12 protein-coding genes and 3 tRNA genes are annotated in these 14,951 nt (G+C 30.5%); 8 read left to right on the top strand and 7 right to left on the bottom strand.

Going from position 1 to position 14,951, the window contains the following annotated elements; genetic code table 11:
• Nucleotides 1-122: 122 nt before the first annotated feature.
• Nucleotides 123-917, bottom strand: coding sequence for a nitroreductase family protein (locus tag JOD41_RS06955; RefSeq protein WP_205052190.1), 795 nt, complete (start codon nucleotides 915-917; stop codon nucleotides 123-125).
• A gap of 111 nt (nucleotides 918-1,028) precedes the next feature.
• On the opposite strand from JOD41_RS06955, the gene JOD41_RS09300 reads away from it, so the two are divergent.
• Nucleotides 1,029-2,885, top strand: coding sequence for a UvrD-helicase domain-containing protein (locus JOD41_RS09300; protein WP_205052189.1), 1,857 nt, complete (start codon nucleotides 1,029-1,031; stop codon nucleotides 2,883-2,885).
• Entirely contained in the window at nucleotides 2,872-4,209 is a 1,338-nt protein-coding gene (gene mgtE / locus JOD41_RS06945) for a magnesium transporter (protein WP_205052188.1), read from the top strand. The genes JOD41_RS09300 and mgtE overlap by 14 nt, the downstream gene beginning before the upstream one ends.
• 48 nt (nucleotides 4,210-4,257) lie before the next feature.
• Here the strand turns inward: mgtE and JOD41_RS06940 are convergent, their stop codons facing one another.
• Genes JOD41_RS06940 through sfsA form a run of 3 tightly spaced genes read right to left on the bottom strand, consistent with a single transcriptional unit; the run spans nucleotide 4,258 to nucleotide 5,673 of the window.
• Nucleotides 4,258-4,473: a DUF6440 family protein gene (locus JOD41_RS06940; RefSeq protein WP_205052187.1), complete on the bottom strand. Its 216-nt coding sequence runs from the start codon at nucleotides 4,471-4,473 to the stop codon at nucleotides 4,258-4,260.
• Between the two features lie 7 nt (nucleotides 4,474-4,480).
• On the bottom strand, nucleotides 4,481-4,984 hold the full coding sequence (locus JOD41_RS06935) for a GNAT family N-acetyltransferase (RefSeq protein ID WP_205052186.1): 504 nt from the start codon (nucleotides 4,982-4,984) through the stop codon (nucleotides 4,481-4,483).
• Nucleotides 4,969-5,673, bottom strand: a complete 705-nt coding sequence (gene sfsA / locus JOD41_RS06930; RefSeq protein ID WP_205052185.1) for a DNA/RNA nuclease SfsA — start codon at nucleotides 5,671-5,673, stop codon at nucleotides 4,969-4,971. The genes JOD41_RS06935 and sfsA overlap by 16 nt, the downstream gene beginning before the upstream one ends.
• 77 nt (nucleotides 5,674-5,750) lie before the next feature.
• Here sfsA and JOD41_RS06925 point away from each other — a divergent pair, with 77 nt between their 5' ends.
• The 3 genes from JOD41_RS06925 (at nucleotide 5,751) to JOD41_RS09295 (ending at nucleotide 6,869) form a co-directional block, all read left to right on the top strand.
• Nucleotides 5,751-6,275, top strand: coding sequence for a cysteine hydrolase family protein (locus tag JOD41_RS06925; protein ID WP_205052184.1), 525 nt, complete (start codon nucleotides 5,751-5,753; stop codon nucleotides 6,273-6,275).
• A 163-nt stretch (nucleotides 6,276-6,438) separates the two neighbouring features.
• Nucleotides 6,439-6,624 carry a hypothetical protein gene (locus JOD41_RS06920; protein ID WP_205052183.1) on the top strand — a complete coding sequence of 62 codons (186 nt, stop codon included), beginning with the start codon at nucleotides 6,439-6,441 and terminating at the stop codon, nucleotides 6,622-6,624.
• A gap of 122 nt (nucleotides 6,625-6,746) precedes the next feature.
• Nucleotides 6,747-6,869, top strand: coding sequence for a type II toxin-antitoxin system YoeB family toxin (locus JOD41_RS09295; protein WP_338046854.1), 123 nt, complete (start codon nucleotides 6,747-6,749; stop codon nucleotides 6,867-6,869).
• Between the two features lie 370 nt (nucleotides 6,870-7,239).
• Here the strand turns inward: JOD41_RS09295 and JOD41_RS06910 are convergent.
• The 3 genes from JOD41_RS06910 to JOD41_RS06900 form a co-directional block, all read right to left on the bottom strand.
• A tRNA-Phe gene (locus JOD41_RS06910) sits at nucleotides 7,240-7,315 on the bottom strand.
• Nucleotides 7,316-7,322: 7 nt separating this feature from the next.
• Nucleotides 7,323-7,399 (bottom strand) — tRNA-Ile (locus JOD41_RS06905).
• A gap of 7 nt (nucleotides 7,400-7,406) precedes the next feature.
• Nucleotides 7,407-7,497, bottom strand: a tRNA-Ser gene (locus JOD41_RS06900).
• 241 nt (nucleotides 7,498-7,738) lie between these two features.
• On the opposite strand from JOD41_RS06900, the gene JOD41_RS06895 reads away from it, so the two are divergent.
• The 3 genes from JOD41_RS06895 (at nucleotide 7,739) to JOD41_RS06885 (ending at nucleotide 14,878) form a co-directional block, all read left to right on the top strand.
• Complete coding sequence (locus tag JOD41_RS06895; RefSeq protein WP_205052182.1) at nucleotides 7,739-9,799, top strand: heavy metal translocating P-type ATPase; 2,061 nt, start codon at nucleotides 7,739-7,741, stop codon at nucleotides 9,797-9,799.
• Between the two features lie 267 nt (nucleotides 9,800-10,066).
• Entirely contained in the window at nucleotides 10,067-10,237 is a 171-nt protein-coding gene (locus tag JOD41_RS06890; protein WP_156699955.1) for a DUF362 domain-containing protein, read from the top strand.
• Nucleotides 10,238-10,600: 363 nt separating this feature from the next.
• Complete coding sequence (locus tag JOD41_RS06885; RefSeq protein WP_205052181.1) at nucleotides 10,601-14,878, top strand: 2-hydroxyacyl-CoA dehydratase; 4,278 nt, start codon at nucleotides 10,601-10,603, stop codon at nucleotides 14,876-14,878.
• Nucleotides 14,879-14,951 lie beyond the last annotated feature (73 nt).

Genomic DNA, 14,951 nt, shown 5'->3' with positions numbered 1-14,951 from the left:
AACAAAGTGAAAACCAGCGCCTTGAGACGCTGGTTGGTATCACTCGGGCTTATAGCCCGTGATCAAACCACCCGTTTTACGGGTGGTTATGATTTTATATTTTTAAAATAGTGAATTAAAATTTATATTGTAAAGAATCCAATATAATAGTATTTTCCTGCATCCTTTAAGTCTATTGTCCATTTTTTATTTATGCCAATTGTTTTTAGCATTTCTTCCATGTAGAATAAAACAACACCCATATCTATAAAAGATCTGTTGTCTTCTTCAGATTTTACCATATAAGCTTCTACATTTGATCCTTTAAGGACAAATCTCCATGGTTGGAAATTTTTGTGACTTGGTGCATATCTTACTGATGAAAACACATCAAATAGTCCATAATTTTCAAGTGTTTCTATAGAAATTGCTTGTCCAATAGTTTCTGCGAAAACAATTTCTTCTACAGTAAGTCTTGAACTTGTAACTTCTGGATCAAATAATTTTTTCTTTTGTCCATAGCCAATGGCAATTAAATAATCTATTCCAGTTCCATTTTCTCCGAAAATTGCTTTCTTTGTATCTTCATCAACGCTATCAACTGTTATCCAACAAGTGTCTAGGTCAAGATCAACTATTTTTGTATTTAATTTTTCTAGACAATAGCCACCCTTTAATATGTTAAGTGGTTTTTTTCCATTAATATCTAAGGCTATGTAGTGTGGAGCTTCTATCATGACTCCTGCGTAGCCTGCTTTACCTTTTAGTCCATCTGCGACAATTTTTCCATTTTCATAAAGAGAAAAACTTATGCCACTTTCTTCACGATCCATTTCATCCATAAGTAATTTTATATTTTCCAAGACATCTCTTGGAACTGTGTCCGTTTTAAAATTTCTGACAGACTTTCTTTTTTGCAAGAAATTTGTCATTAACATAGTAATACCCCCTAAACCAGTTTATATTTAAATTATATCACAATGTCAATGTTAAAAAAATAGATTTGAAATAATTATGAAATAGTTTACACTAGAAGGGGAGGACAGAAAGTGAATTTAACATCTAATCAATTAAAAGCAGTAGAACATTTTAAAGGACCTGGTCTTGTTCTTGCTGTTCCAGGTGCAGGGAAAACAACGATGATTTTACATAGGACAAAGAGATTACTAGAAAGAGGAGTAGACCCAAAGAATATTCTTACTATAACTTTTTCAAAGGCACAAGCTCTTGATATTAAAATGCGTTACAACTTAATGTTTGGCGAGAATAATATTTTATTTTCTACAATTCATGCCTTTTGCTATTCTATTGTTCGTGATTATTCAAAAAAATCTGGCAAAACTCTAAGTTTAATTGATTCAAATTTAAAGAAAAAATATGAAATTTTAAGGGACATTTATAGAGATGTAAATAAAACTTATCCCACAGAAGAGCGTATTGAGATGGCAATTTCTGAAGTTGGCTACTGCAAAAATATGATGCTTAGTCCCAATTCTTTTGCAAAAACAAAAAGATGCGACACTGATAATTTTGTTAAGTTTTACGAAACTTATGAGAAATATAAAAAAGATAAAAATTTAATTGATTTTGATGACATGATAAATCTTTCCTATGAGATTTTAAAAAGTGACGCTTCTATCAGGAAAAAATATAGAGACAGGTTTAAGTTTATTCAGCTTGATGAAGGTCAGGACACAAGTAGGAGCCAATTTCAAGTTTTAAAACTTCTTGCAAAACCTGATAACAACTTATTTGTTGTTGCTGACGATGACCAGTCAATTTATGGTTTTAGAGGGGCAAACACTGAAGAACTTTTTAAGCTGGAAAAAGAATATCCTGACCTAGCAACTTTTTATATGGAAGAAAATTTTCGCTCTACAAAAAATATTGTAAATATTTCAAATATTTTTATTGCACAAAATGAAAATAGATTTGAAAAAACTGTAATAACAGAAAATCCTTTTGCAAAACCTGTAAACATAATTAAGGTCAAGGAACCAAAAGACCAATATGCCTTTATTGAAAAGGAAATGAAAAAGGACGCTGGCGATATTTGTGTTTTATATAGAAATAATCTTTCCAGTATTGGTCTTGTGGAGTATTTTGAGAGAAAAAATTATAATTTTAATATTAAGGACAAAAAAACTAAGTTCTTTTCCCATTTTATTACTCGTGATATTTTAGATATTTTGAATTTTTCACGAGACCTATCAGATATTGATCTCTACGAAAAATTTTATTTTAAATTAGATGGTTATATTTCCAAAAAACATATTGACTATATGAAGAGAAATCGTGGAAAAAATATTTTTAATATTTTAAAGGACTATCCAGGACTTCCTTCTTATTACCACAAAAACATCAATAAATTATTAGTTGGATTTAAAAAAATTGCAAGAAGTGATGTCTATGATGCAATTAATTATATAGACAAGGAAATGGGTTATGGCAAATATTTAAGGGAAAACTCTAAGAGATTTATGGAGACAGAGGCGACTTTAAATGAATATTTATATTATTTAAAGTTAATTGGAAAAAGTGCAAATTCTCTTGATTTATTTATTGGAAGATTAAAGGAGTTGGAGTACGATCTTTTAAAGCCAAGAAGTGACAAGGCAAATTTAACTTTTTCCACTATTCATTCTGCCAAGGGTCTTGAATTTTCGCGGGTTTTTGTTGTAGACTTATATGAGGGAACTTTGCCATCTACTACAAGCCTTGATGCAATAAGAGAGGACCAGGAGCTTTTTTGTGAAGAGAGAAGACTTTTTTATGTGGCTATGACTAGGGCAAAGAATGAACTATATTTGATGTACTCACATTATACAAATGGAATGAAAAATGATATTTCTTCTTTTGTAACAGATTTAGAAACTTTGGCAGGTGAAAAAAATGGATTTAAATGAAGAAATTAAAAAAATAATAAATATAAAAGATGGGATGCTCTTAAATAGTCTCTTTGATGAATATCACCCTGTTGATATTGCCCTTGAAGTTGAAGATTTAGAAGATGAAGAGCTGGAAACTTTTTTAAGTTTAATAAGCCAGGAAAACATGGCACTACTTTTTGAATCGGCAGAAGATGATTTAAGTGCAAGGATGATGGCATATTTTACTGATGATGATTTAATAGATATTTTTTCTCACATGGAAACTTCTATAGTAGCCGACCTCTTGGGAGTTCTTTCTACTGTTAGGAGAAAGGCAATATTATATTCAATGAAAAGTGCAGAGAAAAACACTTTAAAGATGATTCTTTCCTTTGATGAAGAATCTGCCGGTGGTATAATGACCACAAATTTTATTGCCTTAAAAGAAACTTTGACGGCAGAAGAAGCTATAAAAAAACTTAGAGCTATTTCGCCAGAGACAGAAATTATTGACGAAATTTTTGTAACAGATGATTATCACAGACTTCAAGGCATAGTTACAATAAGAGATCTTTTAGTTTCCAATGCAAAAAAGCCACTTAAAGATATTTTAAAAGAAGTAGACTTTTATGTATATGGAACAGACGATCAAGAAGTTGCCGCAAATTTATTTAGTAAGTATGAACTAGATATTTTGCCAGTTGTAAATAGCAATATGGCAATTTTAGGTGTTATAACATCAGAAGACATTATCGCCATAATTGATCAAGAACACAACGAAGATATTTTGCAGATGCACGGTGTAAATGCAGACGAAGTTTACGATTCATCTTTGATGGATTCTTTTAAATCAAGAATTCCATGGTTAATTGTAAATTTACTGACAGCCTTTTTGGCATCTTCAGTTGTTAAGGGTTTTGAATCCACAATTTCGCAAGTTGTAGTCCTATCTGCAGCCATGCCAATTGTAACGGGAATGGGCGGAAATGCTGGCTCACAAACTCTTTCAATTATACTGACATCTCTTGCTAGGGGAGAATTATCTCTTAAAGAAGACTATAAACTCATATTTAAGGAAATATTTTTGGGACTTTTTGAAGGTGCAATTATAGGAATTTTAGCAGCGGCAGTTTTTGTTTTTTGGCATCACAATATTTATTTAGGATTTATTTTATTTCTAGCCATGATTGCTAATATGATAATTGCCTGCTCCATGGGATTTTTAATTCCACTTATTTTAGATAAGATAAAGGTGGACCCAGCCATTGCATCATCAATTTTTCTTACAACTTTTACAGATGTATTTGGTTTTTTCATATTCTTAGGTTTAGCAACAGTTTTCTTGCCACTTTTAATTTAAATAAAAACCACAGTTTACTTTAAGATTTTTAGTAAGCTGTGGCTTTTTTTAATTTCTTTCAATATAATTTTGTATCTCTCTTTGACTTGAAACTACAACTTTTCCATCGCTGTCTAAAAGGGGAGTGAGGCTGATTCCGTAGCCTGCGCTTAGGTGTATATAGTTAACTCCCGTTTCAGTGTCTAATAGAGTTTGTATTGACTCAGTAAGAGAGCCCTCCTTAAAAATTTTTATAAACCTCTTGTCTTCTTTTTCTTTAAACATATTAACCTCACAATATTTTTTCATAGGCAAATCTTTCTCTTGTGCCACCAAGATAAACTATGCCCACATAAGAATAGCCAAGAGAATTTAAAAGACTTTGCATAGACTTATTTTCTCTATGGGTATCAATTCTCACAGATTTAAAATTATTTTCTCTTGCATAAGATTCAGCAAATTCAATAATTTTTCTTCCGTAGCCTTTTTTTGTTTGAGAGCTTAAAGTTGCAATTCTGTGAAGAGCAAGGTAGGGCTTTGGACTATTCCATTTTCCATGAAGATTATTTTCATAATCATCATCGTGATCATAAATAATTAGGGTACTGACAATTTCTTTTTCATCTTCAAGGACATAAATAATTTTATTGTCCTCTAAATTTGTAAAATCATTGAGATTTGGTTTTTCCTTTCCTTGCCATTGATTTATGCCAAGAGATTTTAATTTAAGGGAACCATCTTCATAAATTTTTTCTATTTTTTCTCTATCTATTTCTTTTGCTAGTCTAAATTCCATTTTTCCTCCAAAATCACAGGCACTTTTTCTGAAATTTCAAGAGAATTTCTCCTAACAAGGCAGTCATAAGCAAGAATTTTAACTCCATTATTACTTGCCTCTAAAAGTCCCTTTGAAAAATTTTCATCTGTCAAATAATTTGGCGTGAAAAATTTTACATCTTTCATTTGAATTACAAATAAAAGGTAAGTTAAATATTCATCCCTTGAATTTATGAGACCCTTTATGTGCTTGAGACCTCTTGATGTTGGTGCATCGGGGAAGGCGACAATGCCATTTTTTTCTAAAGTTACGCCCTTAACTTCTAAAAGAGCCTTTTTATTTTCCCCTTCTAAATAAAAATCAAAGCGTGAATCGCCATGAGTGTATTCTCTTTTTATTTTATTATATTTAAATCCTAAGTCAATTTTATTTTTTAATAGAGCTTCTTCCACAATTTGGTTGGGAGCTTGGGAATCAATATTTATCATTTTTTCGCCCTTCATAACAGCAATTAAAGTGTAAGAAGTCTTTCTATTGGGATTGTCATCATAAGTTAGAAAAACTGTTGCACCCTCTGTGAGAAGTTCCTTGCACCTGCCAGTATTTGGAACATAAACTGTTAAGCTTAAAAAACCTTTTTTACAAATTGCTATAAATCTATTTTTTCTGTATAAAAATTCTGCCTTTATAGTGCTCTTGTATTTCATAATTCACCCCAAAATATTATACAGTTAACTTTTAATTATGTAAAACTTATTGTATCATAGTGAAAAGGAGTGAGAATATGAAGGTATTAGTTGTAATTGACATGCAAAATGATTTTATTAGCGGATCTCTAAAGGGAGAAAAGACAGAAAAACTTTTAGATAAGGTTGTTGAAAAGGTAAAGGAATTTGAGGGAGAAGTAATTTACACCTTAGACACCCATTATGAAGATTATTTAAAGACAAGGGAAGGTGAAAATCTTCCAATAGAGCACTGTATAAAAGGAAGCTGGGGTCACGAAATTGCAGATGAATTAAAAAAGACAGAATCTTTTGATAAGTCGAAAAAATTTGAAAAAAATACTTTTGCTTCAGTTGAACTTGGAAACTATTTAAAAAATTTAGATGAAAAAGAGGGAATAGATAGTATCTATTTCTTAGGTCTTGTAACAGATATTTGCGTAGTTTCAAATGCTTTACTTGTAAAGGGATTTTTGCCAGAAAAAAATATTTATCTATATAAAAATTTAACAGAAGGACTCACAGATGAAAAGAAAAAATCTGCAATAGATGTTATGGAGTCCTGTCATATTAAAATCATTTAAATTAATATTTTCAATTTATTTTATTTATTATAACGTTTTATACACAATGTGTCGTGATATATATACGAGGAGTGGCTTTATGAGTCGAGCTACAATAAATTTTAGAATAGATTCTGAACTAAAAAAACAAATGGAAGATATTTGTAAATGATTGGGACTTAATATGACTTCAGCACTTACTGTATATGTAACTAAGTTGGTGAATGAGCAAAGAATCCCCTTTGAAATATTAGCTGATCCCTTTTATTCTCAAGAAAATATTAAAAGACTTGGGAAATCAATAAAAGAGCTTGAAGAAGGGAAGGGAAAAATTCATAAGCTAGATTTTGATGATAAAATCATGGTCTGATGGTGCTTGGGAAGATTTTAATTATTAGCTGAAGGAAGATAAAAAAACTTTAAAAAAAATTTTAAAAAATTATAAAGAACATTGAAAGAAGTCCCTAGGAAGGAATTGGATAACCTGAACCATTGAGGAGAGACCTATCAAAGTATTGGAGTAGAAGAATTGACGATAAGAATAGAATTGTTTATAGGGTTGAAAAAAATACAATTTTAATAGCTCAATTTGGTCCTCGTTATAGGGATAAGTAATTGGAATAATATGCTTAGAATATTTGACAAATAAATAATCTATTCTAATGTAAAAAATAATAAAATTTATAGTTTGTAAATATTAAAGCTAAGTATAGGAGATAGCTTATGAAATTTAAATATATAGGTAAATCTGATCCAGTTTATATGATTCATGGAAAGATTTATCAAGTAATAAGCATTGAAAAGGGTTGGTATAGAATTGTGGATGAAGAAGAGTAAGATTATTTGTATCCACCAGAACTTTTTGAAAAAATTAATGATGAGGAATTTAAACACACTGACAATAAATGTTAGTGTGTTTTTAATATAATTATATTATTAAGTTATATTTGAAAAAAAAAAGTACCAACAGAATTGGTACTCTTTATGGTGCCCAGAGCCGGAATCGAACCAGCGACACGAGGATTTTCAGTCCTCTGCTCTACCGACTGAGCTATCTGGGCAAGTTAATGGTGGGCCTTCAGGGACTTGAACCCGGGACCTACCGGTTATGAGCCGGGCGCTCTAACCAACTGAGCTAAAGGCCCTCACCATTGGCGGAGAAAGAGGGATTTGAACCCTCGCGACCCTATCGGGACCTACTCCCTTAGCAGGGGAGCCTCTTCAGCCACTTGAGTATTTCTCCAAATCGAAGGTCACTCTTTAGCAACTTACTTTATTTATTCTAACGGACCAGTTGATTTTTGTCAACTATTTTTTACAAAAAATTTAAAAAGTTTTTAAAGACTAACTTCACATGGAAATTTCTTTATATATTATCTCATATATTTTTTAAAATTAAAGTTTAATTTGTATTGACAATAATCTTAAATGGCATATAATGAATATATGAACAAGTATCGAATTATATTTTTTGGGAGGTAATTATGAATAAATATATTTTTCACTTAAAGGGACTTACTTGTGCAAACTGCGCAGGAAAAATTGAAGAAAAACTTAAAGATACGCCTGGCATGATAAATCTCAACTACGATTTTTTAAATGATGAGCTTACTTTTGAATCTGAAAAAGAATCTAAGGATTTAAAAAGTGAGATTCAAGAAATAGTTGACTCCATAGAAGATGGCGTAACAGTTACAGAAGATTTAAATGAAGAGATTGAGGAAGAAGAGGAGGAAGAAAACTTTTCTATTTACAAGTGTATCTTTGTCTTTTTTGGAATAATATTTCTACATTTTTTAAATCTTCCTGAAAAAATTAGATTTGTTTCTTATATAGTTTTATATGTAATTATTGGATACGACGTAGTTAAAGCTTCCATTTCAAAAATTGCTACTGGAAATTTTATGGATGAAAAATTTCTAATAACTGTGGCATCTATTGCAGCCATAATTGCTGGAGAATATGCCGAAGCTGTTGCTGTAATGCTATTTTATACTGTTGGCGAAATAATTCAAGATAGGGCTGTAGATAGTTCAAAGAAATCAATTAGAGAAGCCTTAAAATTAAAACCAGAATTTGCAAATTTAAAAAAAGCTGATGCAATAAAAAAAGTTGATCCTGCAGAAGTTTCTGTGGGTGAAATTATTGTAATTATGCCTGGAGAAAAAGTGCCACTTGATGGAAAAATAATTAAGGGTTCATCAAATCTTGACACTTCAAATATTTCTGGTGAATTTGCACCAATTTCTCTTGAAGTTGGAGATGAAATAACTTCTGGTTTTGTGAATTTAGATTCCTCTTTAGAAGTTGAAGTTACAAAAGAATATAAAGAGGGAACTATTGCAAAAATAATAGATATGGTTAAAAACGCTAGTAGTAGCAAGGCAAAAGTTGAAAAATTCATCACAAGATTTGCAAAAATTTACACACCTATTGTCATAGGACTTGCAGTCTTACTTTTCCTAGTTTTAAATTTTGCAAGTTCACTAACTTTTAAAGAATCAATTTATAGGGCGGCAATATTTTTAGTAATATCTTGTCCTTGTGCTTTGGCAATTTCTGTTCCCTTGACAATTTTTGCTGGAATAGGTTCACTTTCTAGAAGATCAATTTTTGTAAAGGGTGGAAATTCTATTGAAGCTCTAACTGATATAGAGGGGATTGCCTTTGATAAGACTGGTACAGTTACCAATGGAGAATTTACAATTGCAGAAGTTGAAGAAATAAAAGCTTCCAAAGATGAGATCTTAGAAATTGCTTCTGTTGGAGAAATGTATTCAACACATCCAATTGGAAAGGCAATTGTAAAAAGTTTTGAAACGAAAAAAATTCCACAAGATTTAAAGAATTTTGGTGGAAAGGGAATTGAATTTGAATTAGAAGGAAAAACTTATCTTGTTGGAAATAAAAAATTAATGGATGATTTTTCTTTAAAACTTGAAAATGAATCAAATTCTAATTACGTAGATGTATTTGTTGCAGATAAGAAGGAAATATTAGGAATAATTAAATTAAAAGATGAGATAAAAGATGGTGTTAAAGAAAGTGTAATTAATCTTCACAATAGGGGAATTAAGACTTATATGTTTTCTGGTGATAAAGAAAATGTAGTTAAGGAAATAGCAAGTGAAGTTGGAATAGATTATTACAAGGGCTCACTTCTTCCTGATGATAAAGTTAGGGAAATTAAAAAAATTGAAAAAAATAAAAAAATTGCCTTTGTAGGAGATGGAACTAATGACGCACCTTCTCTTGCAAGTGCTTATCTTGGTATAAGTATGGGCAGTGGATCCGATATAGCAATAGAAACTTCTGATATAGTTTTATTAAAAAATGACATTTCTTCTGTTGTAAGAGGAATTGACATTGCAAAAAAAGTAAAAAAGATTGCTTACCAAAATATTTTTATAGCTTTATTTTTAAAAGTTCTAGTTTTAATTTTTGGTGCAGTTGGATATGTATCTATGCCTCTTGCAGTTTTTGCAGATGTAGGAGTTGCCTTAATTTGTATATTAAATTCTCTTAGAGTTTTTAGGGAAGAATAAAACATAGTAAAATGCTATGAATTATTAGTTTTAATGAATAGTTTAAAAGTTATAAAATAAATTTTTTAAAAATTTTAAAAGTTAAAAGCCTTATAAAAGCTCATTAATTTGGGGAAATTAATATAAAGGCATAGAAAAATAAAAATTTAATCATAAAAAAAGAACAATAATGATTGAAAATTTAAAATTATTATGTTATTATTATGACAGAACATTATGAATATAAAAATTCATAAATTTTGGTATAATTTTATGGAGGTAAATAAAATGGCATATGTAATTAATGATTCTTGCATCGCTTGTGGTGCATGTCAACCAGAATGTCCTGTTGGATGTATTTCTGAAGGAGATATTTATTCAATTGACGAAGCTCAATGTATCGATTGTGGTAGCTGTGCAGCTGTTTGTCCAGTTGGAGCTCCAAATCCTGAAGACTAATTATTTAAAAGAAAGATAGGTTATGGGCCTATCTTTTTTTATTTTTAAAATTAAATTTAAATTGTAAGAGGAGAATTAACTTTCTCTTTTTTTTTCAAAAAACTTTAAAAGAATTTAAATATTTCACTAAAAAACACAAAAGTGGTTTATAATAGAGGAAGACGAAATGTTAAGAAATGTTTAATATTTTTATAATAAATATCAAACTTTATTTAAAAAATATATTGATTAAGTGCTTCTAAAGTGCAATAATTATTTTTCAATAATTTTAATAAAAATTATCTTAATTCAAATAAATTATTAAAAAGGTTTTAAAAATAAATTATACTTATTTATTTTTTATTTTGAAAGGAGAAGTAGAGTATGCTAATTCATATGGGATTAGATGTTGGTTCTACAACAGTTAAACTTGTAATATTAGATGAAAAATTGAATATTTTGTACAAAACTTACAGAAGACATTTTTCAGATGTTAGAAAAACTGTAAAAGATGTAATAAATGAAGTTTATGATGATTTTAAATATGATACAGTTACTGTAAACGTAACTGGAAGTGGTGGATTATCAGTTCATAAATTCCTTGATATCGATTTTATTCAAGAAGTTGTGGCAGGAAGAGAGGCGATATCATGTTTTATTCCAAAGACTGATGTTGCCATTGAGCTTGGTGGAGAAGACTCTAAAATAACTTATTTAAAAGGTTCTGTTGAACAAAGAATGAATAGCATTTGTGCTGGAGGAACTGGAGCCTTTATAGATCAAATGGCTTCTCTTCTTCAAACTGATGCATCTGGCTTAAATGAAATGGCAAAAAATTATAAAAAATTATATCCAATTGCATCACGTTGCGGTGTATTTGCAAAAACCGATGTCCAAGCTTTAATAAATCAAGGTGCAAGTAAATCAGATATTGCTATTTCTGTTTTTCAATCAGTTGTAAATCAAACTATTTCAAATCTTGCTTGTGGTAGACCTATTAGGGGAAATGTTGCTTTTTTAGGTGGACCTCTACACTTCTTGCCAATGTTAAAGGAAAGATTTGTGGAAACTTTAGATTTAAGTGAAGATGAAATAATTTCTCCAGAAAATTCACAAATTTTTGTTGCACTTGGAGCGGCACTTTCAAGTTTTGATTCAAAACCAATCTCTTTTGTTGAACTTTTTAATAGGGTCAACAATAAGGCAGATATAAATATAAAAGAAAGTACAGTAATGCCGCCACTTTTTACAAGTGATGAAGAAGTTTTAGAATTTCGTGAAAGACATAAGACGAAGTCCTTAAAAAAACTTGATTTAAAAACTTATGAGGGACCAATTTATTTGGGCATTGACTCAGGTTCAACTACATCAAAACTTGTTGCAATTTCTGATAAAAATGAACTTTTATATAGTTTCTACGGCTCAAATAAGGGAAACCCACTTGAAATTGCCATAGAAAATCTAAAAGAAATTTATAAGGAAAAAAATGAAAAAGCATATTTTGCAGGCTGTGGTACAACTGGTTATGGTGAAGAATTTTTAAAAGCAGCTCTAAATTTAGATTTTGGAGAAGTAGAAACTATAGCACATTTTACTGCTGCTAAGTATTTTGATCCAGAAGTTGATTTTATTTTAGACATTGGTGGACAGGACATGAAGTCCATGAAAATAAAAAATGGTGTAATAGAATCTATTTTATTAAATGAAGCTTGCTCTGCTGGCTGTGGTTCTTTTCTTGAAACTTTTGCCCATTCAGTAAGTATGAGTGCAGAAGAATTTTCAAAGGAAGCCACATTATCAAGAGAGCCAGTGGATTTAGGTTCACGCTGCACAGTTTTTATGAATTCAAATGTAAAACAAGCACAAAAAGAAGGGGCATCAGTTCCAGATATTTCTGCAGGACTTGCCTATTCTGTAATTAGAAATGCAATACAAAAAGTAATAAAAATTAGAGATCCAAAGGAATTAGGAGAACACATAGTAGTTCAAGGCGGAACATTTTTGTCTGATGCAGTTTTAAGGGCCTTTGAAAATTTAACTGGTGTTGATGTAACAAGACCAGATATTGCAGGACTTATGGGCGCCCTTGGCATGGCACTAATCTCTAAAGAAAAATCCACAGGTAAATCTAATTTAATTTCTGAAGAAGAATTAGAAAAATTTGAATACAAATCAATTTCTACAAATTGTAGACAATGTACAAATAATTGTGCCCTTTCTGTAAATATTTTTCCAAATGGAAAGAGGTATATTATAGGAAATAGGTGTGAAAAGGGAGCAGGTCGCGTAAGAAATAAGGAAGATGAACTTCCAAACATGTATCGCTATAAATATGAAAGAGTTTTTGATTATAAATCTCTTCCAGAAAAAGAAGCAAAACGTGGTATAGTTGGTATTCCTAGAGTTTTAAATATCTATGAAAATTATCCCTTCTGGCACACATTTTTAACAGAACTTGGATATTCTGTAGTCCTTTCAAGTAAATCATCAAGAGAAATTTATGAAAAGGGGATAGAAACTATTACTAGTGAAACTGCCTGCTATCCTGCCAAAATTTCTCATGGTCATATAGAAGATTTAATAGAAAAGGGAATAGATTTTATATTTTATCCAGCTGTATTTTATGAAGAAAAGCAATTTAAAAATGCCGATAACACTTTAAACTGCCCTGTAGTTGCAGGTTATTCTGAAGTAATAAAAAATAATGTCGATGCAATAATTGATGGCAAAGTAAAATTCATGAATCCTTTTATATCCTTTGATGACAGAAAAAAACTTGAAAAGAGACTTTCTGAAGTCTTCCACTTTATACCAAAAGATGAAGTAAAAAAAGCTGTGCGTGCAGCTTATGAAGAACAAGATAGATATAGACTTGACATTTTAAATGAAGGAAATAGAATTCTAGAAGAAGTTAATAAGAAAAATCAAAGGGCAATAGTTTTATCAGGTAGACCTTATCATATTGATCCAGAAATAAATCATGGCATCCCTGAACTTATTACAAGCCTTGGTCTTGCTGTAATTTCTGAAGATGGAATTGCAAGAAATGTTGAAATTGATTCAAAACTAAGAGTTCTAGATCAATGGAATTATCACTCTAGACTTTATAGAGCCGCAAAATTTGTTGGTGAACATGAAAATTTAGAGCTTGTTCAACTTAATTCCTTTGGTTGTGGAATTGATGCAGTTACAACAGACCAAGTACAACATATTTTAGAGGCCTATAATAAAATTTATACAGTTTTAAAAATTGATGAAGTTTCAAATTTAGGTGCCATAAAAATCAGAATTAGATCTTTAATTGAAGCAGCAGAAAAAAGAGAATTTGAAAAAATTGATGCAGAATTAGAAGGACTTTTAGATGACAATCCAGTAATGTTTACAAAGGAAATGAAGAAAGATTATACAATTTTAATGCCACAAATGGCTCCACTTCATTTTAGTATTTTTGAACCAATTTTAAGACAAGAGGGAATAAATATTGAACTTCTAGAAGATTCTGGTCACAAAGTTGTAAATGAAGGATTAAAATATGTAAATAACGATGCTTGTTATCCATCAATTTTTGTAGTTGGACAATTTATAGATGCAGTAAAATCTGGAAAATATGACACAAATCGCTTGGCACTTCTTATGAGTCAAACTGGTGGAGCTTGCAGAGCTTCAAACTATGTTGGATTTATTAGAAAGGCCCTAAAGGATGCAGGCTATGGTCATGTGCCAGTAATTGGTTTATCCTTCCAAGGAATTGAAAAGCACACAGGTTTTGAATTTGATAAAAAACAATTGGTAAGGCTTGGCAGAAAATTAATTCAAGGAATGCTTTATGCCGATCTTATTATGAGACTTACTCAAGCAACAAGACCTTACGAAGTTATAAAGGGTTCAGCTAATATTTTGCGTGACAGATGGATTGACATTACTACATCAGAAAATTTAAATTACAGCAAAAAAACTTTTATATCCAATATAAATAAAATGATTGGAGAATTTAATAGACTTGAAATAACAAATGAAAAGAAGCCAAAAGTTGGAATTGTTGGAGAAATTTTAGTTAAGTATGACCCAGCTGCCAATAATCATGTGGCAGAACTTCTTGAAAAAGAAGGAGCTGAAGTTGTAATACCAGATCTTACAGATTTTATGATGTATTCCTTTAAAAATGCAAGGGCAAAGGCTGAGAAACTTTCTAAATCAAGACTTACAGCTTTTATTTGTGAAATGGGAATTTCTTACATTGAATCCTATAGAAAATATATTAGAATGGCTCTTGAACCTACAAGATTTATTGTTCCAGAAAAAATTGAAGATATTATTGAATATGCAGAAAAATATGTTGACCTTGGCAATCAATATGGAGAAGGTTGGCTTTTAACTGGCGAAATGGTAGAATTGATTGAGTCAGGGGTAGAAAATATTGTCTGCGTACAACCTTTTGGATGCCTTCCAAATCATATAACAGGCAAGGGTGTAATAAAGGCAATAAGAAATTCCTACGATAGAGCAAATATTATTCCAATAGATTATGATGCTTCAGCTTCTGAAGTAAATCAATTTAACAGAATAAAATTAATGCTTTCACAAGCAAAGAGAAATATGGAAGAAGGAGAAAACAAATACAATAGAGGCTACTTAAAAAAGGCAGCAAGTTTAAAACACTAAGTTTTTAAATTGATAAAAGTAAAAAAAGACAAAAAATTTCCCCTCAGAGATGAGGGGATTTTTTATGATTTTT

Source organism: Peptoniphilus gorbachii, from assembly GCF_016908115.1.
In the GTDB taxonomy this organism is placed as follows: domain Bacteria; phylum Bacillota; class Clostridia; order Tissierellales; family Peptoniphilaceae; genus Peptoniphilus_A; species Peptoniphilus_A gorbachii.
The sequence above is the reverse complement of the archived record's forward strand: the minus strand, read 5'-3'. Positions and strand labels throughout refer to the sequence as shown.